This window comes from Rhodococcus antarcticus (assembly GCF_026153295.1).
Lineage (GTDB): Bacteria > Actinomycetota > Actinomycetes > Mycobacteriales > Mycobacteriaceae > Rhodococcus_D > Rhodococcus_D antarcticus.
This window is the reverse complement of record NZ_CP110615.1, coordinates 1,477,625-1,502,736: the sequence shown is the minus strand read 5'-3', so window position 1 is coordinate 1,502,736 and position 25,112 is coordinate 1,477,625. Positions and strand designations below refer to the sequence as shown.

General features: G+C 72.7%; 25 protein-coding genes. 10 read left to right on the top strand and 15 right to left on the bottom strand.

The genetic code is table 11. The features are described from left to right. Positions 1 to 18 precede the first annotated feature (18 nt). From RHODO2019_RS07180 to RHODO2019_RS07150, 7 genes are all read right to left on the bottom strand, one after another. On the bottom strand, positions 19 to 504 hold the full coding sequence (locus RHODO2019_RS07180; RefSeq protein ID WP_265384289.1) for a metal-sulfur cluster assembly factor: 486 nt from the start codon (positions 502 to 504) through the stop codon (positions 19 to 21). Then, complete coding sequence (sufU, locus tag RHODO2019_RS07175) at positions 501 to 992, bottom strand: Fe-S cluster assembly sulfur transfer protein SufU (RefSeq protein ID WP_265384288.1); 492 nt, start codon at positions 990 to 992, stop codon at positions 501 to 503. The genes RHODO2019_RS07180 and sufU overlap by 4 nt, the downstream gene beginning before the upstream one ends. A 5-nt stretch (positions 993 to 997) precedes the next feature. Further along, positions 998 to 2,290, bottom strand: coding sequence for a cysteine desulfurase (locus RHODO2019_RS07170; protein WP_265384287.1), 1,293 nt, complete (start codon positions 2,288 to 2,290; stop codon positions 998 to 1,000). A 1-nt stretch (position 2,291) separates the two neighbouring features. Beyond that, positions 2,292 to 3,083 carry a Fe-S cluster assembly ATPase SufC gene (sufC, locus tag RHODO2019_RS07165; protein WP_265384286.1) on the bottom strand — a complete coding sequence of 264 codons (792 nt, stop codon included), beginning with the start codon at positions 3,081 to 3,083 and terminating at the stop codon, positions 2,292 to 2,294. 77 nt (positions 3,084 to 3,160) lie between these two features. Further along, positions 3,161 to 4,390, bottom strand: a complete 1,230-nt coding sequence (gene sufD, locus RHODO2019_RS07160) for a Fe-S cluster assembly protein SufD (protein ID WP_265384285.1) — start codon at positions 4,388 to 4,390, stop codon at positions 3,161 to 3,163. Positions 4,391 to 4,392: 2 nt separating this feature from the next. Then, entirely contained in the window at positions 4,393 to 5,820 is a 1,428-nt protein-coding gene (sufB, locus tag RHODO2019_RS07155) for a Fe-S cluster assembly protein SufB (protein ID WP_265384284.1), read from the bottom strand. Next, positions 5,817 to 6,599 (bottom strand): helix-turn-helix transcriptional regulator, encoded by a 783-nt coding sequence (locus RHODO2019_RS07150; protein WP_265384283.1) that lies wholly within the window; start codon positions 6,597 to 6,599, stop codon positions 5,817 to 5,819. Before RHODO2019_RS07150 ends, sufB begins: the two co-directional genes overlap by 4 nt. A gap of 208 nt (positions 6,600 to 6,807) precedes the next feature. Between RHODO2019_RS07150 and mptB the strand changes: the two genes are divergently transcribed. Genes mptB through RHODO2019_RS07130 form a run of 4 tightly spaced genes read left to right on the top strand, consistent with a single transcriptional unit; the run spans position 6,808 to position 11,168 of the window. Beyond that, positions 6,808 to 8,415 carry a polyprenol phosphomannose-dependent alpha 1,6 mannosyltransferase MptB gene (gene mptB / locus RHODO2019_RS07145; protein ID WP_494338168.1) on the top strand — a complete coding sequence of 536 codons (1,608 nt, stop codon included), beginning with the start codon at positions 6,808 to 6,810 and terminating at the stop codon, positions 8,413 to 8,415. Between the two features lie 47 nt (positions 8,416 to 8,462). Further along, positions 8,463 to 9,386, top strand: a complete 924-nt coding sequence (locus RHODO2019_RS07140; protein ID WP_265384665.1) for an ABC transporter ATP-binding protein — start codon at positions 8,463 to 8,465, stop codon at positions 9,384 to 9,386. Then, positions 9,383 to 10,171, top strand: a complete 789-nt coding sequence (locus tag RHODO2019_RS07135) for an ABC transporter permease (RefSeq protein WP_265384282.1) — start codon at positions 9,383 to 9,385, stop codon at positions 10,169 to 10,171. Before RHODO2019_RS07140 ends, RHODO2019_RS07135 begins: the two co-directional genes overlap by 4 nt. Positions 10,172 to 10,190: 19 nt before the next feature. Further along, positions 10,191 to 11,168 (top strand): COX15/CtaA family protein, encoded by a 978-nt coding sequence (locus RHODO2019_RS07130; protein ID WP_265384281.1) that lies wholly within the window; start codon positions 10,191 to 10,193, stop codon positions 11,166 to 11,168. Here the strand turns inward: RHODO2019_RS07130 and RHODO2019_RS07125 are convergent. Together RHODO2019_RS07125 and RHODO2019_RS07120 are read right to left on the bottom strand one after the other, a co-directional pair. Beyond that, entirely contained in the window at positions 11,102 to 11,989 is an 888-nt protein-coding gene (locus tag RHODO2019_RS07125; RefSeq protein WP_265384280.1) for an ATP-grasp domain-containing protein, read from the bottom strand. The genes RHODO2019_RS07130 and RHODO2019_RS07125 overlap by 67 nt on opposite strands. After that, complete coding sequence (locus tag RHODO2019_RS07120; protein ID WP_265384279.1) at positions 11,979 to 12,287, bottom strand: hypothetical protein; 309 nt, start codon at positions 12,285 to 12,287, stop codon at positions 11,979 to 11,981. The genes RHODO2019_RS07125 and RHODO2019_RS07120 overlap by 11 nt, the downstream gene beginning before the upstream one ends. Before the next feature lie 33 nt (positions 12,288 to 12,320). On the opposite strand from RHODO2019_RS07120, the gene RHODO2019_RS07115 reads away from it, so the two are divergent. Then, a complete protein-coding gene (locus RHODO2019_RS07115) occupies positions 12,321 to 13,286 on the top strand; it encodes a quinone oxidoreductase family protein (protein ID WP_265384278.1) in 966 nt (321 codons plus the stop codon). 166 nt (positions 13,287 to 13,452) lie between these two features. Here the strand turns inward: RHODO2019_RS07115 and RHODO2019_RS07110 are convergent, their stop codons facing one another. Then, positions 13,453 to 14,337 (bottom strand): heme o synthase, encoded by an 885-nt coding sequence (locus tag RHODO2019_RS07110; RefSeq protein ID WP_265384664.1) that lies wholly within the window; start codon positions 14,335 to 14,337, stop codon positions 13,453 to 13,455. A gap of 406 nt (positions 14,338 to 14,743) precedes the next feature. Here RHODO2019_RS07110 and tkt point away from each other — a divergent pair, with 406 nt between their 5' ends. The 5 genes from tkt to pgl all read left to right on the top strand — a co-directional run bounded on the left by tkt (position 14,744) and on the right by pgl (position 21,314). Then, positions 14,744 to 16,837, top strand: coding sequence for a transketolase (tkt, locus tag RHODO2019_RS07105; RefSeq protein ID WP_265384277.1), 2,094 nt, complete (start codon positions 14,744 to 14,746; stop codon positions 16,835 to 16,837). A 4-nt stretch (positions 16,838 to 16,841) separates the two neighbouring features. Next, positions 16,842 to 17,981, top strand: a complete 1,140-nt coding sequence (gene tal, locus RHODO2019_RS07100) for a transaldolase (RefSeq protein ID WP_265384276.1) — start codon at positions 16,842 to 16,844, stop codon at positions 17,979 to 17,981. Positions 17,982 to 17,992: 11 nt separating this feature from the next. After that, positions 17,993 to 19,528 (top strand): glucose-6-phosphate dehydrogenase, encoded by a 1,536-nt coding sequence (gene zwf, locus RHODO2019_RS07095; RefSeq protein ID WP_265384275.1) that lies wholly within the window; start codon positions 17,993 to 17,995, stop codon positions 19,526 to 19,528. An 83-nt stretch (positions 19,529 to 19,611) separates the two neighbouring features. Further along, positions 19,612 to 20,562 (top strand): glucose-6-phosphate dehydrogenase assembly protein OpcA, encoded by a 951-nt coding sequence (gene opcA / locus RHODO2019_RS07090; RefSeq protein WP_265384274.1) that lies wholly within the window; start codon positions 19,612 to 19,614, stop codon positions 20,560 to 20,562. Beyond that, positions 20,559 to 21,314, top strand: coding sequence for a 6-phosphogluconolactonase (gene pgl / locus RHODO2019_RS07085; RefSeq protein WP_265384273.1), 756 nt, complete (start codon positions 20,559 to 20,561; stop codon positions 21,312 to 21,314). Before opcA ends, pgl begins: the two co-directional genes overlap by 4 nt. 65 nt (positions 21,315 to 21,379) lie before the next feature. Here the strand turns inward: pgl and RHODO2019_RS07080 are convergent, their stop codons facing one another. The 5 genes from RHODO2019_RS07080 to gap all read right to left on the bottom strand — a co-directional run bounded on the left by RHODO2019_RS07080 (position 21,380) and on the right by gap (position 25,103). Further along, positions 21,380 to 21,715, bottom strand: coding sequence for an RNA polymerase-binding protein RbpA (locus RHODO2019_RS07080; protein WP_265384272.1), 336 nt, complete (start codon positions 21,713 to 21,715; stop codon positions 21,380 to 21,382). After that, positions 21,715 to 21,948 (bottom strand): preprotein translocase subunit SecG, encoded by a 234-nt coding sequence (secG, locus tag RHODO2019_RS07075; protein WP_265384271.1) that lies wholly within the window; start codon positions 21,946 to 21,948, stop codon positions 21,715 to 21,717. Before secG ends, RHODO2019_RS07080 begins: the two co-directional genes overlap by 1 nt. Before the next feature lie 124 nt (positions 21,949 to 22,072). Beyond that, entirely contained in the window at positions 22,073 to 22,858 is a 786-nt protein-coding gene (gene tpiA, locus RHODO2019_RS07070; RefSeq protein WP_265384270.1) for a triose-phosphate isomerase, read from the bottom strand. After that, positions 22,858 to 24,087: a phosphoglycerate kinase gene (locus tag RHODO2019_RS07065; protein WP_265384269.1), complete on the bottom strand. Its 1,230-nt coding sequence runs from the start codon at positions 24,085 to 24,087 to the stop codon at positions 22,858 to 22,860. The genes tpiA and RHODO2019_RS07065 overlap by 1 nt, the downstream gene beginning before the upstream one ends. Further along, positions 24,087 to 25,103 carry a type I glyceraldehyde-3-phosphate dehydrogenase gene (gene gap, locus RHODO2019_RS07060; protein ID WP_265384268.1) on the bottom strand — a complete coding sequence of 339 codons (1,017 nt, stop codon included), beginning with the start codon at positions 25,101 to 25,103 and terminating at the stop codon, positions 24,087 to 24,089. The genes RHODO2019_RS07065 and gap overlap by 1 nt, the downstream gene beginning before the upstream one ends. Positions 25,104 to 25,112 lie beyond the last annotated feature (9 nt).

Here is a 25,112-nt window from a genome sequence, read left to right as displayed (position 1 = left end):
CCGGACGGCTCGCCCGGATCAGACGGTGAAGCCCAGGGCTCGGAGCTGCTCGCGGCCGTCCTCGGTGATCTTGTCCGGGCCCCACGGCGGCATCCACACCCAGTTGATCTTGATGTCGGCAGCGAGGCCGTCCGTCGTGAGCGCCGCGCGGGCCTGCTCCTCGATGACGTCGGTCAGCGGGCACGCCGCCGAGGTCAGCGTCATGTCGATGGTGACGATGCGCGTCTCGTCGATGCGCAGGTCGTAGACCAGGCCGAGGTCGACGACGTTGATGCCCAGCTCGGGGTCGACCACGTCGCGCATCGCCTCCTCGAGGTCGTCGAAGCTGGGGAGCTCGACGGTGGTCGCGGGGGTGGCGGCGTCGAGGTCGGCCGCCGTGCGCCCGGTGCGGGGGTCCGAGGTCTCCGTGCGCCCGGTGCGGGGGTCCGAGGTCTCCGTGCGCCCGGTGCGGGGGTCCGAGGCCTCCGTGGGCCCGGTCCGGGGATCGGTCGTGGTCTCGCTCATCGTGCGTCTCCTGTCGTCGAGCTCTGGTCTGCGGTGGGGACGGTGGCGTCCGCGAGGGCCGCCTTGAAGGCGAGCCAGCCGAGCAGGGCGCACTTGACCCTGGCGGGGTACTTCGAGACTCCGGCGAAGGCGATCCCGTCGCCGAGCACGTCCTCGTCCCCGGTCACGGTGCCCTTGCTCGTCACCATGGAGCTGAACGCGTCCAGCGTGGTCAGAGCATCCTCGACCGGCACCCCCGTGACGAGGTCGGTGAGCACCGAGGTGGCCGCCTGGCTGATCGAGCAGCCCTGCCCGTCGTAGGACACGTCGAGCACGGTGGTCCCGTCCGGGGAGAGCACCACCCGGAGGGTGACCTCGTCCCCACAGGTGGGATTCACGTGGTGCACCTGCGCCGTGAGCGCGCCGGGGTCCGCCTCGCGGAGCCCACGCCCGTGCGGGTGCTTGTAGTGGTCCAGGATCACCTGCTGGTACATCTGCTGCATCTGCACGGCGCTCAGGACCGCCCGTCCGGCAGGACCTCGAAGAACCGCTGCGCCTGCTGGACGGCCGCCACGAGGGCGTCGACCTCGGCGAGGGTGTTGTAGACGGCGAAGCTGGCCCGCACGGACGCGGCCACGCCCATCCGCTTGTGCAACGGCCAGGCGCAGTGGTGGCCCACCCGCACGGCCACCCCCTCGTCGTCGAGGACCTGACCCACGTCGTGCGCGTGCACCCCGTCCACGACGAAGGCCACCGCTCCCCCGCGGTCGGTACCGTCGGCCGGACCCACGATGCGCACCCCGGCCAGGGCGGAGAGCTGGTCGAGCGCGGCGACGGTGAGCTCGTGCTCGTGCGCGGCCACGGCGTCCATCCCCAGCGCGGAGAGGTAGTCCACGGCGGCACCGAGCCCCACCACCTGCGACGCCATCGGCACGCCCGCCTCGAAGCGCTGCGGGGCAGGAGCGTAGGTGGACGCCGCCATCTCCACCGTCTCGATCATCGAGCCGCCGGTCAGGAACGGCGGCATGGCACCGAGCAGCTCGGCGCGGCCGTACAGGACGCCGACGCCGGTCGGCCCGAGCATCTTGTGCCCGGAGAACGCCGCGAAGTCCACGTCCAGGGCGTGCAGGTCGACGGGCATGTGCGGCACCGACTGGCACGCGTCGAGCACGACGAGCGCACCCACGGCCCGGGCCCGCGCCACGAGCTCGGCCACGGGCAGCACGGTACCCAGCACGTTGGACTGGTGGGCGAAGGCGACAACCCGGGTGCGCTCGCCGAGCTCGAGGGAGTCGAGGTCGAGCCGGCCCTCGTCGGTGACCCCGTACCACCTCAGGGTGGCCCCGGTGCGTCGGCACAGCTCCTGCCACGGCACCAGGTTCGCGTGGTGCTCGAGCTCGGTGACCACGATCTCGTCCCCGGGACCCACCGGACCGCCGGGGAATCGCGAGTCCCCCAGCGTGAAGGCCACCAGGTTGAGCGCCTCGGTGGCGTTCTTGGTGAACACGACCTCGTCGGCCACCGCGCCGAGGAAGGCCGCGATGCGCTCGCGGGCCGACTCGTAGGCGTCGGTGGCCTCCTCGGCGAGCTGGTGGGCCCCCCGGTGAACGGCTGCGTTGCACGTCAGCAGGAAGTCGCGCTCCGCGTCGAGGACCTGGAGCGGTCGCTGCGAGGTGGCGCCGGAGTCGAGGTAGACCAGCGGCTTCCCGTCGCGGACGGTACGACCCAGGATCGGGAAGTCCGAGCGCAGGCGATCGACGTCGATGCCCCCGCCCACGACCCCGGGTCGCTCCGTGGTGGTGGACACGTCAGACCGCTGCCGCAGCGGCCTCGGCCTTGTCGGCGTCGGTGAACCGCACGTAGCCGTTCTTCTCCAGCTCGTCGGCCAGCTCGGCGCCACCGGACTCGACGATGCGACCGCCCGAGAACACGTGCACGTGGTCCGGGGTGATGTGCTGCAGGATCCGGGTGTAGTGCGTGATGAGCAGGACACCGCCGTCGTTGTCGGCCTTGTAGCGGTTTACGCCCTCGCTGACGATGCGCAGCGCGTCGACGTCCAGGCCCGAGTCGGTCTCGTCGAGGATCGCGATCTTCGGCTTCAGCAGCGAGAGCTGCAGGATCTCGTGCCGCTTCTTCTCGCCGCCCGAGAAGCCCTCGTTCACCGAGCGCTCGCCGAAGGCTGCGTCGATGTCCAGGTCAGCCATCGCGCTCTTGACCTCCTTGACCCACAGCCGGAGCTTGGGGGCCTCGCCGCGGGTGGCGGTGGCCGCCGTGCGGAGGAAGTTGGTCATGGACACACCCGGCACCTCGACCGGGTACTGCATGGCCAGGAACAGGCCGGCCCGTGCGCGCTCGTCGACGGTCATCGCGAGGACGTCCTCGCCGTCGAGGGTGATGGTGCCGGAGGTGACCTCGTACTTGGGGTGCCCGGCGATGGCGTAGGACAGGGTCGACTTGCCAGAGCCGTTGGGGCCCATGATCGCGTGCGTCTCGCCCGAGCGGACGGTGAGGTCGACGCCGCGCAGGATCTCCTTGCGGGGGGCGGCCGGGTCGTCGGTCGCGACGCTGACGTGCAGGTCGCGGATCTCCAGGGTGGACATGTGCTGCTCAGCTCCAAGCGTGTTCGGGGGGACCGGCGTGCTCTCGGTGGTCCAGTGGGTCGGGCGGGGCAGGGACGTCAGACGCCGACGGCGGCGAGCTCGGCCTCGATGGCGTGCTCGAGGCGCTCGCGCACCTCGACCACGGCGATCTTGGCCAGCACCTCGTGGAAGAAGCCGCGAACGACCAGGCGCCTCGCCTGCTCCTCGGTGATGCCACGGGCGCGCAGGTAGAACAGCTGCTCGTCGTCGAAGCGCCCGGTGGCGCTGGCGTGGCCGGCCGAGACGATCTCGCCCGTCTCGATCTCGAGGTTGGGGACCGAGTCGGCCCGCGCGCCATCGGTGAGCACGAGGTTGCGGTTCATCTCGTAGGTCTCCGTGCCCTCGGCGGCGGCCCGGATGAGCACGTCCCCGATCCACACCGTGTGGGCGTCGGGCACGTCCCGATCGACCTTGCCCTCGTCGGAGAGCCCCTGCAGCGCGCCCTTGTACATGACGTTGCTACGGCAGTGCGGCTCCGAGTGGTCCACGAACAACCGCTGCTCCAGGTGCTGCCCGGCGTCGGCGAAGTACACGCCCAGCAGCTCGGCGTCACCACCCGGACCGGCGTAGCGCACCGTGGGGCTCAGCCGCACGAGGTCACCACCGATGCTCACCGCGGTGTGCCGGAGCACCCCGTCGCGACCGACGAGGGCGTGGTGCGCCGCGACGTGGACGGCGTCGGCCGCCCAGTCCTGCACGGTGACGATGGTGAGGCGAGCCCCGTCGCCGATGACGAGCTCGACGTTCTCGGCCACGGTGCCCGAGCCACGCTGGTCGAGCACGACGACCGCGGAGGCGAACGCCGCGAGCCGCACCTGGGTGTGGCCGTAGGCGGTGAGCCCCACGCCCGGCCCGGTCATCGTGATCATGACGGGCTCGGAGATCTCGCTGGACTGGCCGACGGAGATGACGGTGGCGTCGGTGAAGGACGTCCAGGCCTGGGCGGCCACCCGGTCGACCGGGGTGCCGGCAGCACCGAGCCGCGGGTCGTCGCGACCCACGGTCTCGACCGTGATGCCCTCGGGAGCGACCACGTCCACGGTGAGCGTGCCCGTGGCCGGGGCGGAACCGTCGTGCAGGCCGCGGAGGCGGCGCAGCGGGGTGAAGCGCCACGCCTCGTCCTTCGACGTCGGGACCTCGAAGGCCTCGACGTCGAAGGAGGCGAACGCGTCGCCCCGGCTGGCGGCGGGCACCGCGGAGGTGCCGGCCGGGATCGAGGTGTGTGCGACGGCGTCGGTGGACGCCAGAGCAGGTGTGGGGGTGCTCATGCTCAGCCCACGGCCCCTTCCATCTGCAGCTCGATCAGGCGGTTCAGCTCGAGGGCGTACTCCATGGGCAGCTCGCGGGCGATGGGCTCGATGAACCCACGCACGATCATGGCCATGGCCTCGTCCTCGGTGAGGCCGCGGCTCATCAGGTAGAACAGCTGGTCGTCGCTGACCTTCGAGACGGTGGCCTCGTGGCCCATGGACACGTCGTCCTCGCGGACGTCCACGTACGGGTAGGTGTCGCTGCGGCTGATCTGGTCGACCAGCAGCGCGTCGCACTTGACCGTCGACTTCGAGCCGTGCGCACCCTTGTTGACCTGGACGAGGCCGCGGTAGGACGTGCGGCCACCGCCCCGGGCGACGGACTTGCTCACGATGGTCGAGGTGGTGTGCGGCGCCAGGTGCAGCATCTTCGCGCCCGCGTCCTGGTGCTGGCCCTCGCCGGCGAACGCGATGGAGAGCACCTCGCCGTGGGCGTGCTCACCGGTCATCCACACGGCCGGGTACTTCATCGTCACCTTGGAGCCGATGTTGCCGTCGATCCACTCCATCGTCGCGCCCTCCTCGGCCTTGGCGCGCTTGGTGACGAGGTTGTAGACGTTGTTCGACCAGTTCTGGATGGTCGTGTATCGGCAGCGACCACCCTTCTTGACGATGATCTCCACGACGGCGGAGTGCAGCGAGTCGGACTTGTAGATCGGCGCGGTGCAGCCCTCGACGTAGTGCACGTAGGCACCCTCGTCGACGATGATCAGGGTCCGCTCGAACTGGCCCATGTTCTCGGTGTTGATGCGGAAGTACGCCTGCAGCGGGATGTCGACGTGCACGTTCTTCGGCACGTAGATGAACGACCCGCCGGACCAGGTGGCCGCGTTCAGCGCGGAGAACTTGTTGTCGCCGGCCGGGATGACCGACCCGAAGTACTCACGGAACAGGTCCGGGTGCTCCTTGAGCGCGGTGTCGGTGTCCAGGAACAGCACGCCCTGGGCCTCGAGGTCCTCGCGGATGGAGTGGTACACCACCTCCGACTCGTACTGGGCGGCCACGCCGGAGACCAGGCGCTGCTTCTCCGCCTCGGGGATGCCGAGCCTGTCGTAGGTGTTCTTGATGTCGGCCGGGAGGTCGTCCCACGTGGTGGCCTGCTTCTCCGAGCTGCGCACGAAGTACTTGATGTTGTCGAAGTCGATCCCCGACAGGTCCGAGCCCCAGGACGGCATGGGCTTGCGGAAGAAGGTGCTGAGCGCCTTGAGACGCTTCTCGAGCATCCACTCGGGCTCGCTCTTCTTCTGCGAGATGTCGCGGACGACCGCCTCGCTGATCCCTCGCTTGGCGCTCGCGCCCGCCACGTCGGAGTCGGACCAGCCGTACTCGTACTGGCCGAGCGAGGCGATGGCCTCGTCCTGGGTGAGCTTCTCGGGCGTGATGGTCATGCGAGCTCCTTCCGGAGGGCGTTGCGAACCGGGTGGTACGGGGTGGTGGCTCTCTGGGTGGAACGCCGGGTGGCGCCCGCTGTTCCTGCCTCGGGCGGTCCCGGCGGCGCCGGGCCGTCCGGGACGTGGGTGGTGCAGACGGGATCACCGTTGGCGATGGTCGCCAGGCGCTGGACGTGGGTGCCCAGCAGGTCGGCGAAGGCAGTGCGCTCGGCCTCGCACAGCTGCGGGAACTCCGCGGCGACGTGAGCGACGGGGCAGTGGTGCTGGCAGAGCTGGACGCCGGTGCCGACCTGGCGGGTGGAGGCAGCGTAGCCAGCCCCGGTGAGCGCCCGCGCGAGGTGGTCGGACACCCGCTGGCGGTCCGCGCGCCGCGGACCTGCCGGCTCGATGCCTGCCGTGACCGCAGCCACCCGGCGCCGGGCGAACTCCTCGACGGCCGCCTCGCCACCGAGCTCGCGGAGCTGGCGCAGGGCCGCCACCGCGAGGTCGTCGTAGGCGTGGCCGAAGCGGGAACGGCCGGCGGCGGTGAGCATCCAGCCCCGCGCCGGTCGGCCGCGACCCCGGGGACCACGGACCGGCGCCACGGCGCTGGTGGCCTCCGCGGCGGCGAGGAGCGCCTCGAGGTGCCTGCGGACCCCGGCCGGGCTCACGCCGAGACGATCGGCCACGTCGGTGGCGGTCACCGGTCCGTCCTCGAGCAGCACGCGCGCCACCGCGTGGCGGGTGTGCTGCTCGGCGCCGGGGGGCGCTGCAGCGTCGGAGCGACTGGTTTCCACAACACGAGTGTGTCGCAAATACTCGGCAGGCGCCACCGGTGCTCCCCGGGCGGGCTCGCCCGCGCCCCGACGGGGAGCCGCCGAGCGCGGCTACCCTCGCCCGGTGACCCGCCCCAGCGCACCGTCGACCCGCGGGCTCGGGCGCCGCGGGTCGGGCGGGGACCGGGTCGCCCCCACCGGGCTCGGGCGCGGTGCCCCCGGGGCCAGCATCTCGGCGCTGCACGACACCGAGCAGGACGTGGCGGGTCTGACCGCCGCGGAGACCGCGCAGCTGCGCACCGCCCGGCGCTTCGGTGCGACCGGCTCGCTGCTGATGGCACTGGGTTCGCTCGGCGCCGGTGCGAACCCGGTGCTGCAGAACCCGCTGCAGGGCGTGCGCGTGCTGGGCCTGCCCGCCCGGATGCCCAGCACCGCTCTCGCCGTCGTGATGACCGGGATGATCATGGTGGTGCTGGCGTGGCTGGTGGTGGGGCGCTTCGTCCGCCGGGACGCACCGCGCCGGATGAGCCGGCGCCAGCTCGACCGCACGCTGATGCTGTGGGCGCTGCCCCTCGTGGTGGCCCCGCCGATGTTCAGCAAGGACGTCTACTCCTACCTGGCGCAGAGCGAGATCGCCGCCCGCGGGCTGGACCCGTACGCGCTGGGTCCGGCGCAGGCCCTCGGTGTCGACAACGTGCTCACCCGCACCGTGCCGACGATCTGGCGCGACACCCCCGCCCCCTACGGACCGTTCTTCCTCTGGATCGGCCGGGGGATCGCCCGGGTCGCGGGCGACGACGTCCTGCTCGGGGTGTTCCTGCACCGGCTCGTGGCGCTGGTCGGTCTCGCGCTCGTCGTGTGGGCCCTGCCCCGGCTGGCCCGGCGCTGCGGCGTGACCCCGGTGGCGGCGCTGTGGCTCGGCGCGCTGAACCCCCTGGTGCTGTTCCACCTCGTCTCCGGGGTGCACAACGAAGCACTCATGATCGGCTTGATGCTCGCCGGGGTCGAGCTCGCGCTGCGCGGGATCGACGACTCCGGCGCCCTCGCGGGAGCGCCGCTCGCCCTCCTGCTCGGCGGGTCCGGCCTGGTGGTGCTGTCGGCGGCCGTGAAGGTCCCCACGATCGTCGCGTTGGGCTTCCTCGGCATGGCCCTGGCCCGCCGCTGGGGCGGGGGGCTCCGGGCGGTGGTGCAGGCCGGGGTGCTGCTGGGCGCCGTCACCGCGGTGGTCTTCGTCGCCGTCAGCGAGGCGAGCGGGCTGGGTTTCGGCTGGACCGGCACGCTCGGCACCGCCAACGCCGTGCGCAGCTGGATGTCGCTGTCCACCCTGGCCGGGCTGCTGGCCGGCAGCGGGGGAGTGCTGCTGGGGCTGGGTGACCACACGTCGGCGGTGCTGACGCTCACCCGAGCCATCGGGGCGCTCGTCTCGGCCGCGATCGGGCTGCGCATGCTGCTGGCCGTCCGGTCCGGACGGCTGCACCCGGTGGGCGGGCTCGGCATCGCCCTCGGCGCGATCGTGGTCCTGTTCCCCGTGGTGCACCCCTGGTACCTGCTGTGGGCGGCCATCCCCCTCGCGGCGTGGGCCTCGGCCCCGGCGTACCGGCGGGCCGCGGTGTCCGTCTCCGCCGTGATCGCGCTGCTGCTCATGCCGAACGGCGCCGAGTTCCCACCGTTCGTCATCCTCCAGGCGGCCCTGGCGGCCGTCGCCGCGGCGGCCGTCGCCGTCCTGCTCGTCCAGCGGCAGCTGCCCTGGCGCGAGCAGCTCGGCACCGTCGTGCCCCGGTTGCGGCGCCCGGCAGAGCGGGACCCCGGTCCTGCCGCCTACCCTGACCCCTCGTGAGCACCCCTCCGTCCGCCGCCGCCGGCGCCCCCGCGCGGCACGGGCACGTGCACCCCGGGGCCGTCCAGCTGCGCGACGTCGTGAAGACCTTCGGCAGCACCCGCGCGGTGGACGGGCTCGACCTGGACCTGGAGCGCGGCAGCGTCCTCGCGCTGCTCGGTCCCAACGGCGCCGGCAAGACCACCACCGTCGAGATGTGCGAGGGGTTCACCGGCCCGGACAGCGGATCGGTGCGCGTGCTCGGGCTCGACCCGGTGGCGCAGTCCGCGCAGCTGCGTCCCCGCATCGGCGTCATGCTGCAGGGTGGCGGCGCGTACCCCGCCGCCCGGGCCGGCGAGATGCTGCGCCTGGTCGCCTCCTACTCCGCCCGCCCCCTGGACCCCGACTGGCTGCTGAGCACCCTGGGGCTCACCGAGGCTGTCCGCACCCCCTACCGGAGGCTCTCCGGGGGCCAGCAGCAGCGGCTCTCGCTCGCCTGCGCACTGGTCAACCGGCCCGAGCTCGTGTTCCTCGACGAGCCCACCGCCGGCATGGACGCCCAGGCGCGCCTGCTCGTCTGGGACCTCGTGCAGGGACTGCGCCGCGACGGGGTGACCGTGCTGCTCACCACGCACCTCATGGACGAGGCCGAGCAGCTGGCCGACCAGGTGGTCATCGTCGACGGCGGACGGGTGGTGGCCGCGGGCAGTCCCGCCGAGCTCACCCGGGCCGGCGCCGAGCAGCAGCTGCGCTTCTCCGCCCCCAGCGGGCTCGACCTGGACCTGCTGCGGGCCGTGCTGCCCGAGGGCTACGCCAGCACCGAGACCACCCCCGGGGCGTACCTCGTCGAGGGGGTCATCAACCCGCAGGTGCTCGCCACGGTGACCTCGTGGTGCGCTCGGCTCGACGTGATGGCCGCGGACCTGCGGGTGGCCCAGCGAAGCCTCGAGGACGTGTTCCTCGAGCTCACCGGACGGGAGATGCGCTCGTGACCGGCTCGTCGTCGACCGGCCGGTTCCCGGCCGGCACCTTCTCCCCCGACCCTGAGCCCGCACGCCCGAGCCGCATGCTCGCCGCGCAGAGCCGGCTCGAGCTCACCCTGCTGCTGCGCAACGGCGAGCAGCTGCTCATCACCCTGCTCATCCCCATCACCCTGCTCATCGGGCTCACCGAGCTGGACGTGGTGGCCCTGCCCTCGCCCCGGATCGACTCCGTGGTGCCCGGGATCATGGCCCTCGCGGTGATGTCCACCGCATTCACCGGGCAGGCCATCGCCGTCGGCTTCGACCGGCGCTACGGCGCGCTCAAGCGACTCGGCGCCACCGCCCTGCCCCGGTGGGGCGTGCTCGCCGGGAAGACCGTGGCCGTGGTGGCCGTGGTCGCCCTGCAGGCCGTCGTCCTCGGGGCCATCGGGCTCGCGCTGGGCTGGCGCCCGGACGTGGCCGGGCTCGCGCTGGGGGCCGTCGCCCTCGTGGTGGGCACCTTCTGCTTCGGCGCCCTGGGCCTGCTGCTGGGCGGGGCCCTCAAGGCCGAGGTCGTGCTGGCCCTGGCCAACATCATCTGGTTCGTGCTGCTCGGTCTCGGTGGTGTCGTCGTGCCCCTGGACCGGCTGCCCGGGGGGACCGAGGCGTTCGCGAGGCTGCTGCCCTCCGGCGCGCTGACCGAGGCGCTGCGCACCGCGCTCGGTGGTGGCGTCGATCTCACCGCGCTCGTGGTCCTGCTGGTCTGGGGTGCGGTGGCCGCGGCGGTGGCCACCCGGACCTTCAAGTTCACCTGAGCCGACCTACCCTGAGCAGGTGATCTCCCGCGTGCTCTCCCCGGTCCTGCGCCGGTTCCCCGCACCGTCCGTCGCGACCCAGCGCAGGGTCACCTGGATCGCCGCCCTCACCCAGGCCCTCATCGCGGTCACCGGTGGCGTCGTCCGGGTCACCGGATCCGGCCTGGGCTGCCCCACGTGGCCGAGCTGCTTCGCGGGCAGCCTGGTCCCGGTCGGCGGCACCGAGGTTCCGGCGTGGCACCAGGCCATCGAGTTCGGCAACCGGCTGCTCACCTACGTCGTGGTGCTGGCCGCCATCGCCGCCGTGCTCGTCGTGCTGCGGGCCGGGCGGCGCACCGAGCTGCGGCGCTACGCGTGGGCCCTGCCGCTGGGCACCGTCGTCCAGGCGGTGCTGGGTGGGATCACCGTGCTCACCGGGCTGCAGTGGTGGACCGTCGCCCCGCACTTCCTCGTCTCGATGGTGCTGGTCTGGCTCGCCGTGCAGCTGCACGTGGGCATCGCACGTCCGGACGACGTGGACGTGGTGGTCGCGGTGCCGTCGCCGCTGCGGGGGTTGCTCGTCGTCGCCACCGGCGTGCTGGCGCTGCTGCTCACCGCCGGGACGCTCGTCACCGCGGCCGGTCCGCACTCGGGCTCGACGGACGTGGACAGGCTCACCGCCGTGTCCATCCCCGCCCTCACCCAGGTGCACGGTGACCTGCTGGTCGCCTACGTCGCCCTGCTCGTCGGACTGCTGTTCAGCCTTCGGGTGGTCGGTGCACCGGCCGTGCTCGTGCGGCGGACGTGGGTGGTCGTCGGTGTGGTGCTGGCACAGGCCGTCGTGGGGATCGTCCAGTACTACACCGGGGTGCCGGAGGCGCTGGTCTCGCTGCACGTCGCGGGGGCCGCTGCCGTCACCGCCGCGTCGGCCGCCGTGTGGGCGCACACCCGTCAGCCCCTGGACGCGAGCAGCTCCACCACGGCGTCGACGAACCGGGACAGCGCCGCCGCCCGTTGAGCGTCCGGCACCTGCCGCCAGCCCAGCGAGGGCTCGACCAGCTCGACCTCCAGCACCCTGGGCTGGGCACCGAGCACGTCCACCCGCGCGTAGAGCAGGTCGGCGGGGTCCAGCCCGATGCGTCGGGCGGCCGCGGCCACGGCGAGCTCCGCCACGGCCCAGGCGGCCGCAGGTGGTTCCAGCGGGCCGAGCCGCTCGGTGGTGAACAACCCCGAGCCGTCCACGGCCACGGCCGCCGCTCCCGGTGCGGGCAGCATCGCGCCCTTGTGGAAGGCGTGCGAGGGCCGGCCCCGGACCAGCACCATCGCCGTCTCCCCCGCCGTGTCCACGCTGGGCTCGAAGGGCTGGACCACGACGTCGTGACCCCGGGCGTGCAGCGTGCGGGCGTGGGCCAGCGCAGCGGCGGGCTCGGTGAACCGGGCGGCACCGTGGGAGCCGGCCCCCACGGCCGGCTTGACCACCACCTCACCGTCCGGCAGCACCACGTCGGCACCGGGGGCGAAGACCGCCGTGGGGAGCACCGGGACGCCGTCGGCGGCGAGGTCCAGCAGGTAGCGCTTGTGGGCGCTCCACCGAACCGCCGCCGCGGGGTTCGCGAGGTGCTCTACCCCGTCGACCCAGGCCAGGAACTCGGCGCACCGCCGGGGGTAGTCCCACGTGGCCCGCAGCACCACGAGCCCGGCCGAGCCCGTCCCCGGCGCGTCCCACGGCGCCCAGCGCACCGCCAGCCCCCGCTCGAGCAGGGCGTCCACCAGGTCGTCGTCACCACCATCCCCGCACGGCAGCGCCGCACAGCTCGCGAGGACGACGTCAGCGGGCACGCCCGCCGGCCATCCGCGCCCGGTTGGCCCGGGTGAGGGTGACCGATCCCGACAGCTCCCGGTCCCACTCCGCCCCGGTGGCCGTGGACGCCTCCACCACCGCCGCCGCCGTGGCCGCGTCCCGCACGATCACGTCACCGAGGTTGCCGTCGGCACCGACCAGGGTGATCCGCACCTTGTCGCAGCTGACACCCTCCACGACGGCGCTGGCCGCCTCCCCGTGCGCGGCGACGAAACGGTCCACCGCGGCGACGGCGCGGGCGGGGGCGGTGACGGACGGCGTGCTCTCCTCGCTCATGGCGAGAGGGTAGCGGGGGTGCAGGATGGCGGTGTGCACGCCATCCAGGTCACCGTCACCGGCGGTCCCGAGGTCCTCGTCCCCACCGAGCTGGACGACCCCTCGCCCGGCCCGGGCCAGCTGCTCGTCGCGGTCGCGGCCAGCGGGGTCAACTTCATCGACACCTACCAGCGCAGCGGCCAGTACCCCCTGCCGCTGCCCTTCGTGCCAGGTTCGGAGGGGGCGGGCGTGGTCCGCTCGGTCGGTGCCGGCGCGGACCCCGCGCTGGTCGGGACCCGGGTGGCGTGGGCCACGGCCCCCGCCAGCTACGCCGAGCTCGTGGTCGTCGACTCCACGCAGGCGGTGGCGGTCCCGGACGGTGTGTCCGACGCAGAGGCGGCCTCGGTGCTGCTGCAGGGCCTCACGGCGCACTACCTGCTCACGTCGACCTACGCGGTCCAGCCCGGGGACACCGTCCTCGTGCACGCCGGCGCGGGCGGCACCGGTCTGGTGCTGACCCAGCTGGCCGTGGCCCGCGGGGCGCGGGTGGTCACCACCGTCTCCAGCGACGCCAAGGCGGAGCTCTCGCGCGCTGCGGGCGCGGCCGTGGTGCTGCGCTACACCGACGACGTGGCCGCACGGGTGCGCGAGCTCACCGACGGCGAGGGCGTGGCCGCGGTGTACGACGGGGTGGGGGCGAGCACCTTCGAGTCGAGCCTGGCCTCGCTGCGGGTGCGCGGGACGCTGGCCCTGTTCGGTGCGGCCAGCGGACCGGTGCCGCCGTTCGACCCGCAACGGCTCAACGGCGCGGGATCGGTGTTCCTCACGCGGCCGACGCTGGTCCACCACGTCCGCACGCCCGAGGAGCTGCACCGGCGGGCGGACGACGTGCTGGCCGCGGTGGCGGACGGGTCGCTGCGGCTGCGCGTGGGGGCGAGCTTCCCGCTGGCCGAGGCTGCGGCCGCGCACACCGCCCTGCAGGCCCGCGAGACCACGGGCTCCGTCGTGCTGCTCCCCTGACCCCCGCCGCCGCCAGTCGCTGGGGGCCACGAGGTTCCACATGAGCGTGGCACCACCGGCACGAGTGACCACGAGGTTCCACGTGAGCGTGGCACCACCGGCACGAGTGACCACGAGGTTCCACGTGGCCCCTGCGACAGCCGTTCGTGGCCCCTGCGACAGCCGGTCAGAGCAGGACGGGCAGGCCGAGCACGGAGTCGACGGCGAGGCCGACGAACAGCAGCGACAGGTACGTGTTCGACAGGTGGAACAACCGCATGGGGTTGGTCACCGCACCGGAGCGGGTGGCCAGGTGCAGCCGCACCGCCATGGTGAGGAACCAGGCGCCCGCACCGAGCGCCACCACGGCGTACAACCAGCCGGTGGCGAACAGCAGGCTCAGGCTGACGATGATCATGCCGACGGTGTAGGCGAGGATCCGCCGGGTGACCTCTACCGGCGTCTTGATCACCGGGAGCATGGGCACGCCGGCGCGCTCGTAGTCGTCCTTGAAGCGCATGGCCAGCGCCCACGTGTGGGGCGGGGTCCAGAAGAAGATGATCCCGAACATGGCGATCGCGGGCCAGCCGACCGACCCGGTGACCGCCGACCAGCCGATGACCACGGGCATGCACCCCGCCGCTCCGCCCCACACCACGTTCTGCGCGGTGCGGCGCTTGAGCACGAGGGTGTAGACGAAGACGTAGAACAGGATCGTGGCGACGGCGAGGAGGCCGGAGAGCAGGTTGGCCGTGACCCACAGCCAGGCGAACGACGCCACACCCAGGGCCACGCCGAAGACGAGCGCGTTCCGGGTGGGCACGGCGTGGCGGGCCAGCGGGCGCGACGCGGTCCGCTTCATCACGGCGTCGATGTCCGCGTCCGCCACGCAGTTCAGCGTGTTGGCGCTGGCGGCCGCCATCCAACCGCCGACGAGGGTGGTGAGGATGAGCAGCGGGGCGACCGTTCCGCGCTGCGCCAGCAGCATCGCGGGGATGGTGGTGACCAGCAGCAGCTCGATGACGCGGGGCTTGGTCAGGGAGACGTAGGCGCCGAGACGAGCGCCGAGCACCGATCCCTCGCGGCGCTCCGAGAGCGTGCCCCGCGACGCCCTGCCGGTGCGTTCGTCCACACCGGCTCCCCGACCGCCCTGCCGTCCGGCGCCCTGACCCCCGGCGCCGTGGCCGACCTGCTCCGCTGCCCGCACCACGACTCCTCGTCCGCCACCGTCCTGACTCCGACAGCCGATAGTAGACGCCGTTCCCCCCGGACCCGCCCCCGGACCGGTCCGCCGTGTCCTCGGCCACACGGGTTCCCGGGATCGTCAGCGACCGTGCGCACCACTAGAGTCTTGATCGATCCGCATCGTCAACCAACGGGCTACCTGAGGCCGGGTCCCCGCCGACCGCGCACCTGCACTCGGCGCAGAGCTCCCTCCCCCGGGCCGCCCCTGCAACCACGTCAGGAGCTCCTGCGCCGTGCCGGTCACAGACGACATCGCCTCCCTCACCACCGCCCGCCACCCCGAGGGCTGGACGGACCTCGACACCCGCGCCGTGGACACCGCCCGCGTGCTCGCCGCCGACGCCGTGCAGAAGGTCGGCAACGGCCACCCGGGCACCGCCATGAGCCTCGCGCCGCTGGCCTACACACTCTTCCAGCGCGTCATGCGCCACGATCCCTCCGACCAGGACTGGCTCGGACGCGACCGCTTCGTGCTCTCCTGCGGGCACTCGAGCCTCACGCTGTACATCCAGCTCTACATGGCCGGCTACGGCCTGGAGCTCGACGACCTCAAGGCCCTGCGCACCTGGGGCAGCAAGACGCCGGGCCACCCCGAGCACCGGCACACCCCGGGCATCGAGATCACCACCGGCCCGCTGGGCCAGGGCCTCGCCTCCGCCGTGGGCATGGCCATGGCCGCCCGCCGCGAGCGCGGCCTGTTCGACCCCGATGCCGCGCCCGGCGAGAGCCCCTTCGACCACCACGTCTTCGTCATCGCCTCCGACGGCGACATCGAGGAGGGCGTGACCTCCGAGGCGTCCTCCATCGCCGGGCACCAGCAGCTGGGCAACCTCGTGCTGGTCTACGACGACAACAAGATCTCCATCGAGGACGACACCGACATCGCACTCAGCGAGGACGTGGCGAAGCGCTACGAGGCCTACGGCTGGCACGTGCAGGTCGTCGAGGGGGGCGAGGACGTCGCGGCCATCGAGAAGGCGCTGCTGGCGGCCAAGGCAGAGACCGGCAAGCCCTCGCTCATCCTGCTGCGCACCATCATCGGCTACCCCGCGCCCACCAAGATGAACAGTGGAGCCGTGCACGGATCCGCGCTCGGCGACGACGAGGTGGCCGGGGTCAAGAAGGCGCTGGGCTTCGACCCGGAGCAGACCTTCGAGGTCAGCGACGAGGTCCTCGCCCACGTCCGCGGGGTCAAGGACCGCGGACGCGAGCTGCGCGAGCGGTGGAACCCCCGCTTCGAGGCCTGGGCGGCCCGCGAGCCCGAGCGCAAGACGCTGCTGGACCGCGTGCTGGGCCGCACCCTGCCGACGGGCTACGCCGACACGCTGCCCACCTGGTCGCCCGGCGACAAGGGCGTGGCCACCCGCAAGGCGTCGGAGGCGGTCCTGGCCGCCCTCGGCCCCGTGCTGCCCGAGCTCTGGGGCGGATCGGCCGACCTCGCCGGCTCCAACAACACGACCATCAAGGGTGCGGACTCCTTCGGACCGGTGAGCATCTCCACCGACACCTGGGCGGCCAACCCCTACGGCCGCACGCTGCACTTCGGCGTCCGTGAGCACGCCATGGGGGCCATCCTCAACGGCATCGCGCTGCACGGGCCCACCCGCCCCTACGGCGGCACGTTCCTCGTGTTCAGCGACTACATGCGCCCGGCCGTGCGGCTGGCCGCGCTGATGAAGTCCTCGGTGGTCTACGTCTGGACCCACGACTCCATCGGCCTGGGCGAGGACGGCCCCACCCACCAGCCCGTCGAGCACCTCACCGCGCTGCGCGCCATCCCCGGCCTCGACGTGGTGCGCCCCGGCGACGCCAACGAGACCGCGGCGGCGTGGAAGACGATCCTGGAGCAGCCCGAGGGTCCGGCTGGTCTCGCGCTGACCCGCCAGGACCTGCCGATCCTCGAGGGCACCTCCGCCGAGGGCGTGGCCAGGGGCGGCTACGTGCTGGCCGACGCCGCGGCCGGTCCGCTGCAGGTGGTGCTGATCGGCACGGGCTCGGAGCTGCAGATCGCCGTGGCCGCCCGCGAGCAGCTCGAGGCCCAGGGCATCGGCACCCGCGTGGTGTCCATGCCGTGCGTCGAGTGGTTCGACGCCCAGCCGGCGAGCTACCGCGACACCGTGCTCCCCCCCACCGTGCGGGCCCGGGTGGCCGTCGAGGCGGGGATCGCGATGAGCTGGCACCGGTTCACCGGGACCGACGGCGAGGTCGTGTCCCTGGAGCACTACGGCGCCTCGGCCGACTACAAGACCCTGTACCGCGAGTTCGGGATCACCGATGAGGCCGTCGTCGCTGCCGCGCAGCGCTCGCTGGCCCGACTGGAGGCATGAAGACATGAGCGAGCAGAACGTGAACCTGGAGGCGCTGAGCGCTGCCGGGGTGTCCGTGTGGCTGGACGACCTCTCCCGCGAGCGGCTCGACTCGGGCAACCTCGCCGAGCTGATCGCCACGAAGAGCGTCGTCGGGGTCACCACCAACCCGACGATCTTCGCCGGCGCCCTCGCCAAGGGCCAGGCCTACGACGCCCAGGTGCGCGAGCTCGTGGCGGCCGGGGCCGACGTCGAGGTGGCCGTGCGGGCGCTGACCACCGACGACGTCCGCAACGCCTGCGACGTGTTCGCCGACGTGCACACGGCCACGGGCGGCAAGGACGGCCGCGTCTCCATCGAGGTGGACCCGCGCCTGGCCCACGAGACCGAGAAGACCGCGGCGCAGGCCGTCGAGCTGTGGGAGACCGTCGACCGGCCGAACGCGCTGATCAAGATCCCCGCCACCAAGGCGGGGCTGCCGGCCATCACCGCGACGATCGCCAGGGGCATCAGCGTCAACGTGACGCTGATCTTCTCGGTGGCGCGCTACCGCGAGGTGATGGACGCCTACCTGGACGGGCTGGACCAGGCCCGGGCCAACGGCCACGACCTCTCCGCCATCGCCAGCGTGGGGTCGTTCTTCGTCTCCCGGGTCGACACCGAGGTGGACAAGCGCCTCACCGCCATCGGCACGCCGGAGGCCATGGCGCTGAAGAGCAAGGCCGGGCTGGCCAACGCGCGCCTGGCCTACGGCGCCTACGAGCAGGTCTTCCAGGTCGGACCGCGCTGGCAGGCGCTCGCGGCCGCCGGTGCGGTTCCCCAGCGCCCGCTCTGGGCCTCCACCGGTGTCAAGGACCCGTCCCTGCCGGACACGCTCTACGTCTCCGGGCTGGTCGGCCCCAACACGGTGAACACCATGCCGGAGAAGACGATGGACGCCTTCGCCGACCACGGCGAGGTCACCGGCGACACCGTCAGCGACACCTCCGCCGTCGCCCAGGAGGTCTTCGACGCGATCTCCGCCGCGGGTGTGGACATCCCGGACGTGTTCGTGACCCTGGAGAACGAGGGGGTCGCCAAGTTCGAGGTCTCCTGGACGGAGCTCCTGGACACCGTGCAGGGCCAGCTCGACGCCGTGACCGGCTCCGCCGCCGGCGAGGCCTGAGGCGACCGCCGGTGACCGCACCCGAGGGCTGGACGAACCCGCTGCGCGACGCCCGCGACAAGCGCCTGCCGCGCATCGCGGGACCGTCCGCCCTGGTGATCTTCGGGGTCACCGGCGACCTCGCCCGCAAGAAGCTCATGCCCGCCGTGTACGACCTGGCCGCCCGTGGCCTGCTGCCCCCCGGCTTCGCCCTCGTCGGGTTCGCCCGGCGCGACTGGGCCGACCAGGACTTCGGCCAGGTCGTGCACGACGCGGTCAAGGCGCACTCGCGCACGCCGTTCCGCCAGGACGTCTGGGACTCCCTCGCCGAGGGCTTCCGCTTCGTGCAGGGCACCTTCGACGACGACAAGGCCTTCGACACCCTCGCCGCGACCCTGGCCGACCTCGACCGGGTGCGCGGCACGGGCGGCAACCACGCCTTCTACCTCTCCGTGCCGCCGAACGCGTTCCCCTCGGTGTGCCAGCAGCTGGCCCGCTCCGGGCTCGCCACCTCCAGCGACGGGTCGTGGCGCCGGGTGGTCATCGAGAAGCCCTTCGGCCACGACCTGCAGAGCGCGCGGGCGCTGAACGCGGTCGTCAACGAGGTCTTCCCCGAGGACGCGGTGTTCCGCATCGACCACTACCTGGGCAAGGAGACCGTCCAGAACATCCTGGCGCTGCGGTTCGCCAACCAGCTCTTCGACCCCATCTGGAACGCCCACTACGTCGACCACGTGCAGATCACCATGGCCGAGGACATCGGTCTCGGCGGGCGTGCGGGGTACTACGACGGTATCGGCGCCGCGCGCGACGTCATCCAGAACCACCTGCTGCAGCTGCTCGCCTTCATCGCGATGGAGGAGCCGGTCAGCTTCCAGCCCAGCGAGCTGCAGGCCGAGAAGGTGAAGGTCCTCTCGGCCACCCGGCTCGCGCAGCCGCTGGACGAGACCACCGCCCGCGGGCAGTACGCCGGCGGGTGGCAGGGCGGGACCCAGGTGGTCGGGCTGCTCGAGGAGGACGGGTTCGCCCATGACTCCACCACCGAGACCTACGCCGCGATCACCCTCGAGGTCGACACCCGCCGCTGGGCCGGGGTGCCGTTCTACCTCCGCACCGGCAAGCGGCTGGGACGCCGCGTCACCGAGGTGGCGGTGGTGTTCAAACGGGCTCCGCACCTGCCCTTCGACTCCACGATGACCGAGGAGCTCGGCCAGAACGCGCTGGTGGTGCGGGTGCAGCCCGATGAGGGCATCACCTTGCGCTTCGGATCGAAGGTCCCCGGCAGCGGGATGGAGGTGCGCGACGTGAACATGGACTTCAGCTACGGCCAGGCCTTCACCGAGAGCTCGCCGGAGGCCTACGAGCGGTTGATCCTCGACGTGCTGCTCGGTGAACCCTCGCTGTTCCCGGTGAACGCCGAGGTGGAGCTCTCCTGGAAGATCCTCGACCCGGTCATCGAGCACTGGGCCACCGAGGGCTCCCCGGACCCCTACCCCGCCGGCACGTGGGGCCCGCGCTCCGCCGACGACATGATGGCCCGCACCAGCCGCACCTGGAGACGACCATGATCGCCCGAGCGCGAGGAGCGCGACCATGATCGCCCGAGCGCGAGGAGCGCGACCATGATCGCCCGAGCGCGAGGAGCGCGACCATGATCATCGACATGCCGTCGACCACGACGAGCAGCGTGAACAAGCGGATGGTGGACCTGCGCGAGAGCGGGGGCGCGGTCACCACCGGTCGGGTGCTGACCCTGGTCATCACCACCGACGACGGTGCCGACACCGAGGAGGCCATCCTCGCGGCCAACGAGGCCAGCCACGAGCACCCCTGCCGCGTGATCGTGCTCGCCCGCGGCGCCCGGAAGGCCGTGGCCCGCCTGGACGCGCAGATCCGAGTCGGCGGGGACGCCGGTGCCTCCGAGGTGGTGGTGCTGCGGCTCTACGGCCCGCTCGCCGACCACGCGGAGAGCGTGGTGGTGCCCTTCCTGCTGCCCGACACGCCGGTGGTGGCGTGGTGGCCGGGCGAGCCGCCCGCGGTGCCCTCCAAGGACCCCATCGGGATGCTCGCGAACCGCCGCATCACCGACGCCTCGTCCTCGGCGCACCCGACCAAGGCCCTCGCCCAGCGTCACGCGAGCTACGCCGACGGGGACACCGACCTGGCGTGGAGCCGCCTGACCCCGTGGCGGGCGCTGCTCGCCTCGGCGCTGGACCAGCCGCCGTTCGAGCCCGTCACCGGTGCCACGGTGACCGGCGCCGCGGCGTCCCCGTCGAGCGATCTGCTCGCCGGGTGGCTGGCGGCCAACATGGACGTGCCGGTGAAGCGGGTGCGGGGTGGCGAGGGCATCGTGTCCGTCGAGCTCGACCGCCGCTCCGGCCCCGTCGTGCTGGTGCGGCCGGAGGGAACCACCGCGGTGCTCACCCAACCCGGTCAGCCCGACCGCTCCGTGGCCCTGGCCCGGCGACAGGTGCGCGACTGCCTCGCCGAGGAGCTGCGGCGGCTGGACCCCGACGAGGTCTACGCCCGGGCCCTGGGGGGGCTGGCCCTGGTGAAGAAGTCCCGCGCCGCGGCCAAGACCCCGCAGAGGGCGTCCCGGTGAGCACGGACCCCCGCGTCGTGGTCCACCCCGACCCCGAGCTGCTGGCCGCCGCGCTCGCCGCGCGCGTGCTCACCGCTCTCGTGGACGCCCAGGCCGCCCGCGGGTCCGCCTCGTTCGTGGTCACCGGCGGTGGCACGGGGACGGCGGTGCTCGAGCAGCTGCGCCGCTCGCCGGGCCGCGACGCCGTGGACTGGAGCCGGGTCGACGTGTACTGGGGTGACGAGCGGTACCTGCCGGGCGGTGACCCCGCGCGCAACGAGACCCAGGCCCGCGCGGCGCTGCTCGACCACGTGCCGGTCGATCCGTCCCGCGTGTTCGCCATGGCCCCGAGCGACGGACCGCTGGGCGACGACCCGGACGCGGCGGCCGCGGCGTACGCGCGCACGCTCGCCGATCGCAGCCCCGACGGCACGGTCCCCCGCTTCGACGTGCTGCTGCTGGGCATCGGTCCCGAGGGCCACGTCGCCTCGGTGTTCCCCGACTCGCCCGCCGTGCACGAGCAGCAGCTGACCGTGGTCGCCGTGCGTGACTGTCCCAAGCCGCCCCCGACCCGGATCAGCATGACCCTGCCCACCGTGCGCGCCGCCGCCCACGTGTGGCTGTGCGTCGCCGGAGCCGGCAAGGCCGAGGCCGTGCACCGTGCGCTCTCCGGCGCGGCCGAGGTCGACCTGCCCGCCGCCGGCGCACGGGGTCTGGAGAGCACGATCTGGGTGCTGGACACCGCCGCGGCCGGCGGGCTGGCCCCTTCCTGACCGAACCGTCCCCGGCCCTCCGCCTCGACGGCGGAGCGCGGAGGCGGGCCGTGCCGGTCCCAGGCCTAGCGGCCCCGACGCTCCTTCAGCTTGGCCAGGGCCTCCTCGAGCAGGGCCTCGCCGTCGGCGTCGCTGCGCCGTTCCTGCACGTAGGCCAGGTGGGTCTTGTACGGCGCCACCCGGCTGGCGGGCGGCGGAGCGCTCTCGTCCTGGCCGGCGGGAAGGCCGCAGCGCGGGCAGTCCCACTCGGCGGGGAGCTCGGCGTCGTGCGCGAAGGCAGGGGTGGACCGGTGGCCGTTGGCGCAGAAGTAGGGCACGCGCTGGCGCGGGGCGGACTCGCCGCGCTCGTTCTCCCCCATGGGTCCGGCCCCGATGCGGCTGCCGCGGATCGAGCTGCTCATCAGCCGACCTTGATGAGCAGACCGATGCCGACGATGCACACGATCCAGATGACGCCCGCGAAGAGGGTCAACCGGTCGAGGTTCTTCTCGACGACGCTGGAGCCGGAGAGGTTCGACTGCACCCCACCACCGAAGAGCGTGGACAGACCGCCACCCTTGCCGCGGTGCAGCAGGATGAGCAGGATCAGCGCCAGGCTCATCACGATGAGCAGGATCTGCAGGAACAGTTGCATGACAGCCTTCCGGTGTGGTCCGCCCGCCACGGGTTCTCCGGAGCAGACCAGGCCAGGGTAGTGCCTCCGGGCCGGGTGCTGGTGCAGCCCGGCCCGGAGTCGGTGTGGAGCTAGGACAGGCGCGTCACGGGAGCGGGCCCCCGGCCGCGATGGCGCACAGGGTGGCGAACTCGTCGGCCTTGAGGCTGGCCCCGCCCACGAGGGCGCCGTCGACATCGGTCTGGCCGACGATCTCGGCGACGTTCTTCGAGCTCACCGAACCGCCGTAGAGCACCCGGACGGTGCTGCCCGCTGCCGCTCCCCCGAGCTCGACGAGCGCAGCCCGCAGCGCGCCGCAGACCTCCTGGGCATCGGCGGGCGTGGCGACGCGACCCGTGCCGATGGCCCAGACCGGTTCATAGGCCACGACGACCTGGGCGACCTGAACGGCGGTGAGCCCCGCCAGGGAGCCTGTCAGCTGGTCGACGGTGTGGGCCACGTGGGTGCCCGCCTCGCGGACCTCCAGCGGTTCGCCGACGCAGACGATGGGCGTGATCCCGTGCGCGAGCGCGGCCGCGGTCTTGGCCGCGACCAGCGCGTCGTCCTCGTGGTGGTCGCTGCGCCGCTCGGAGTGCCCGACGACCACGTAGCTGCACCCGAGCTTGGCGAGCATGGCGCCGCTGATGTCCCCGGTGTGCGCACCGGAGACGTGCGGCGAGACGTCCTGCGCCCCGTAGGTGAGCAGGAGCTTGTCCCCGTCCACCAGCGTCTGCACGCTGCGCAGGTCGGTGAACGGCGGCACCACCGTGACGTCGACCTTCTCGAAGTACTTGGCGGGCAGCGAGAACGCGATCTTCTGGACGAGCGCGATGGCCTCGAGGTGGTTGAGGTTCATCTTCCAGTTGCCGGCGATGAGCGGGGTGCGGGCCATCAGGAGACCGCCCCGTTCTCCAGGACCGCGAGCCCCGGGAGCACCGCGCCCTCGAGCTGCTCCAGGGACGCGCCGCCACCGGTCGAGATGTGCGAGAACCGCTCCTCGCCGATCTCCAGCGACCGCACGGCCGCCGCGGAGTCGCCGCCTCCGACGACGCTGAACGCGCCCTCGTCCTCGGTGACCTTCGCGATGGCCTCGGCCACCCCGCGGGTCCCACCGGCGAAGGCCGCCATCTCGAACACGCCCATGGGCCCGTTCCAGAAGATCGTGCGGGCCTGGCCCAGACCCTGGGCGAAGCGCTCGACGGTGGCGGGGCCTATGTCGAGGCCCTTCCACCCGTCGGGGATCTCGTTCGCGGGCACCGTCCGGATGGGCGCGTCGGGGGCGAACGCCTCCGCCACGACCACGTCCACGGGCAGGTAGATCTTGTCGCCGAAGCGGCTGAGCAGGTCGCGGCAGGTGTCGAGCATCTCCGGCTGCAGCAGGGAGTCGCCCACGCCGTGGCCCTGGGCGGCCAGGAAGGTGAAGCACATGCCGCCACCGATGAACAGGCCGTCGACCTTCGGGGCCAGGGCCTCGATGACGCCGATCTTGTCGCTGACCTTGGAGCCGCCGAGCACCACCGCGTAGGGGCGGACCGGATCGTCGGTGAGCCTGCGCAGCACCTCGGTCTCGGCCTCGACGAGCCCGCCGGCGTAGGCGGGCAGCCGGGTGGCCACGTCGTACACGGAGGCCTGCTTGCGGTGCACCACCCCGAACCCGTCGGAGACGAAGGCCGGGTCGGTGCCCGCCGAGGACACCAGCGCCACCAGCGCGTCGGCCAGCGCCCCGCGCTCGGCGTCGTCCCCGCTCGTCTCCCGTGGGTCGAACCGCACGTTCTCCAGCAGCAGCACGTCGCCGTCGGTCAGCGCGGCCGCCAGGGTCGCGGCGGAGGAGCCCACCACGTCCTGCGCCAGCTGGACCTCACGGCCGAGCAGGCTCGCGAGCCGCGCGGCGACCGGACCCAGGCTGTGCTCGAGGTCCGGCTGGCCCCCGGGACGCCCGAGGTGGGCGGTGACGACCACCCGGGCGCCGGCCTCGGCCAGTGCGCGCAGGGTCGGGACCGAGGCCTCGATGCGGCCGGCGTCGGTGATCTCACCGGCCTCCAGGGGCACGTTGAGGTCGGACCGGACCAGCACGGACCGGCCCGCGAGCCCGCCGGAGACCAGGTCGGAGAGGCCCTTCATCAGAGCTTGGAGCCGATCAGGCCGGTCAGGTCGACGAGGCGGTTGGAGTAGCCCCACTCGTTGTCGTACCAGCCGACGATCTTGACCTGGTCCTCGATGACCTTGGTCAGGCCCGAGTCGAAGATGCAGGAGGCCGGGTCGGTGACGATGTCGGAGGAGACGATGGGGTCCTCGGTGTACCGGAGGAAGCCCTTGAGCTCCCCCTCGGCGGCCGCCTTGAACGCGGCGTTGACGGCCTCCGCCGTGGTGGGCGCCTTCACCGTGACCGTGAGGTCGGTGGCGGAGCCGGTCGGCACGGGGACCCGCAGGGCGTACCCGTCGAGCTTGCCCTTGAGCTGGGGCAGCACGAGCGAGATGGCCTTGGCCGCACCGGTGGAGGTGGGCACCACGTTGAGGGCGGCGGCCCGGGCACGCCGCAGGTCCGAGTGGGGGCCGTCCTGCAGGTTCTGGTCCTGGGTGTAGGCGTGGATCGTGGTCATGAGCCCGCGCTGGATGCCGAAGGCCTCGTCGAGCACCTTGGCCATGGGTCCGAGGCAGTTGGTGGTGCAGGAGGCGTTGGAGATGATGTCCTGGCTGCCGTCGTACTCGCCGTGGTTGACGCCCATGACGACCGTGAGGTCCTCGCCCTTGGCCGGCGCGGAGACGATGACCTTCTTGGCCCCCGCGTCCAGGTGGCCCCGGGCCTTGGCGGCGTCGGTGAAGATCCCGGTGGACTCGATGACGACGTCCACGCCGAGGTCGCCCCACGGCAGCGCGGCGGGGCCCTCCTTGATGGCGAGAGCCTTGATCCGCTTGTCCCCCACCACGATCTCGTCGCCCTCGACCGACACGTCCTGCGGGAGGCGCCCGAGGATGGAGTCGTACTTGAGCAGGTGCGCCAGCGTCGTGATGGACGTGAGGTCGTTGACCGCCACGATCTCGATGTCCGTGGTGCCGGCCGCGCGCTGGGCCTCCACCGCGCGGTAGAAGTTGCGACCGATGCGGCCGAAGCCGTTCACGCCTACACGAACCGTCACGGTGTTCTC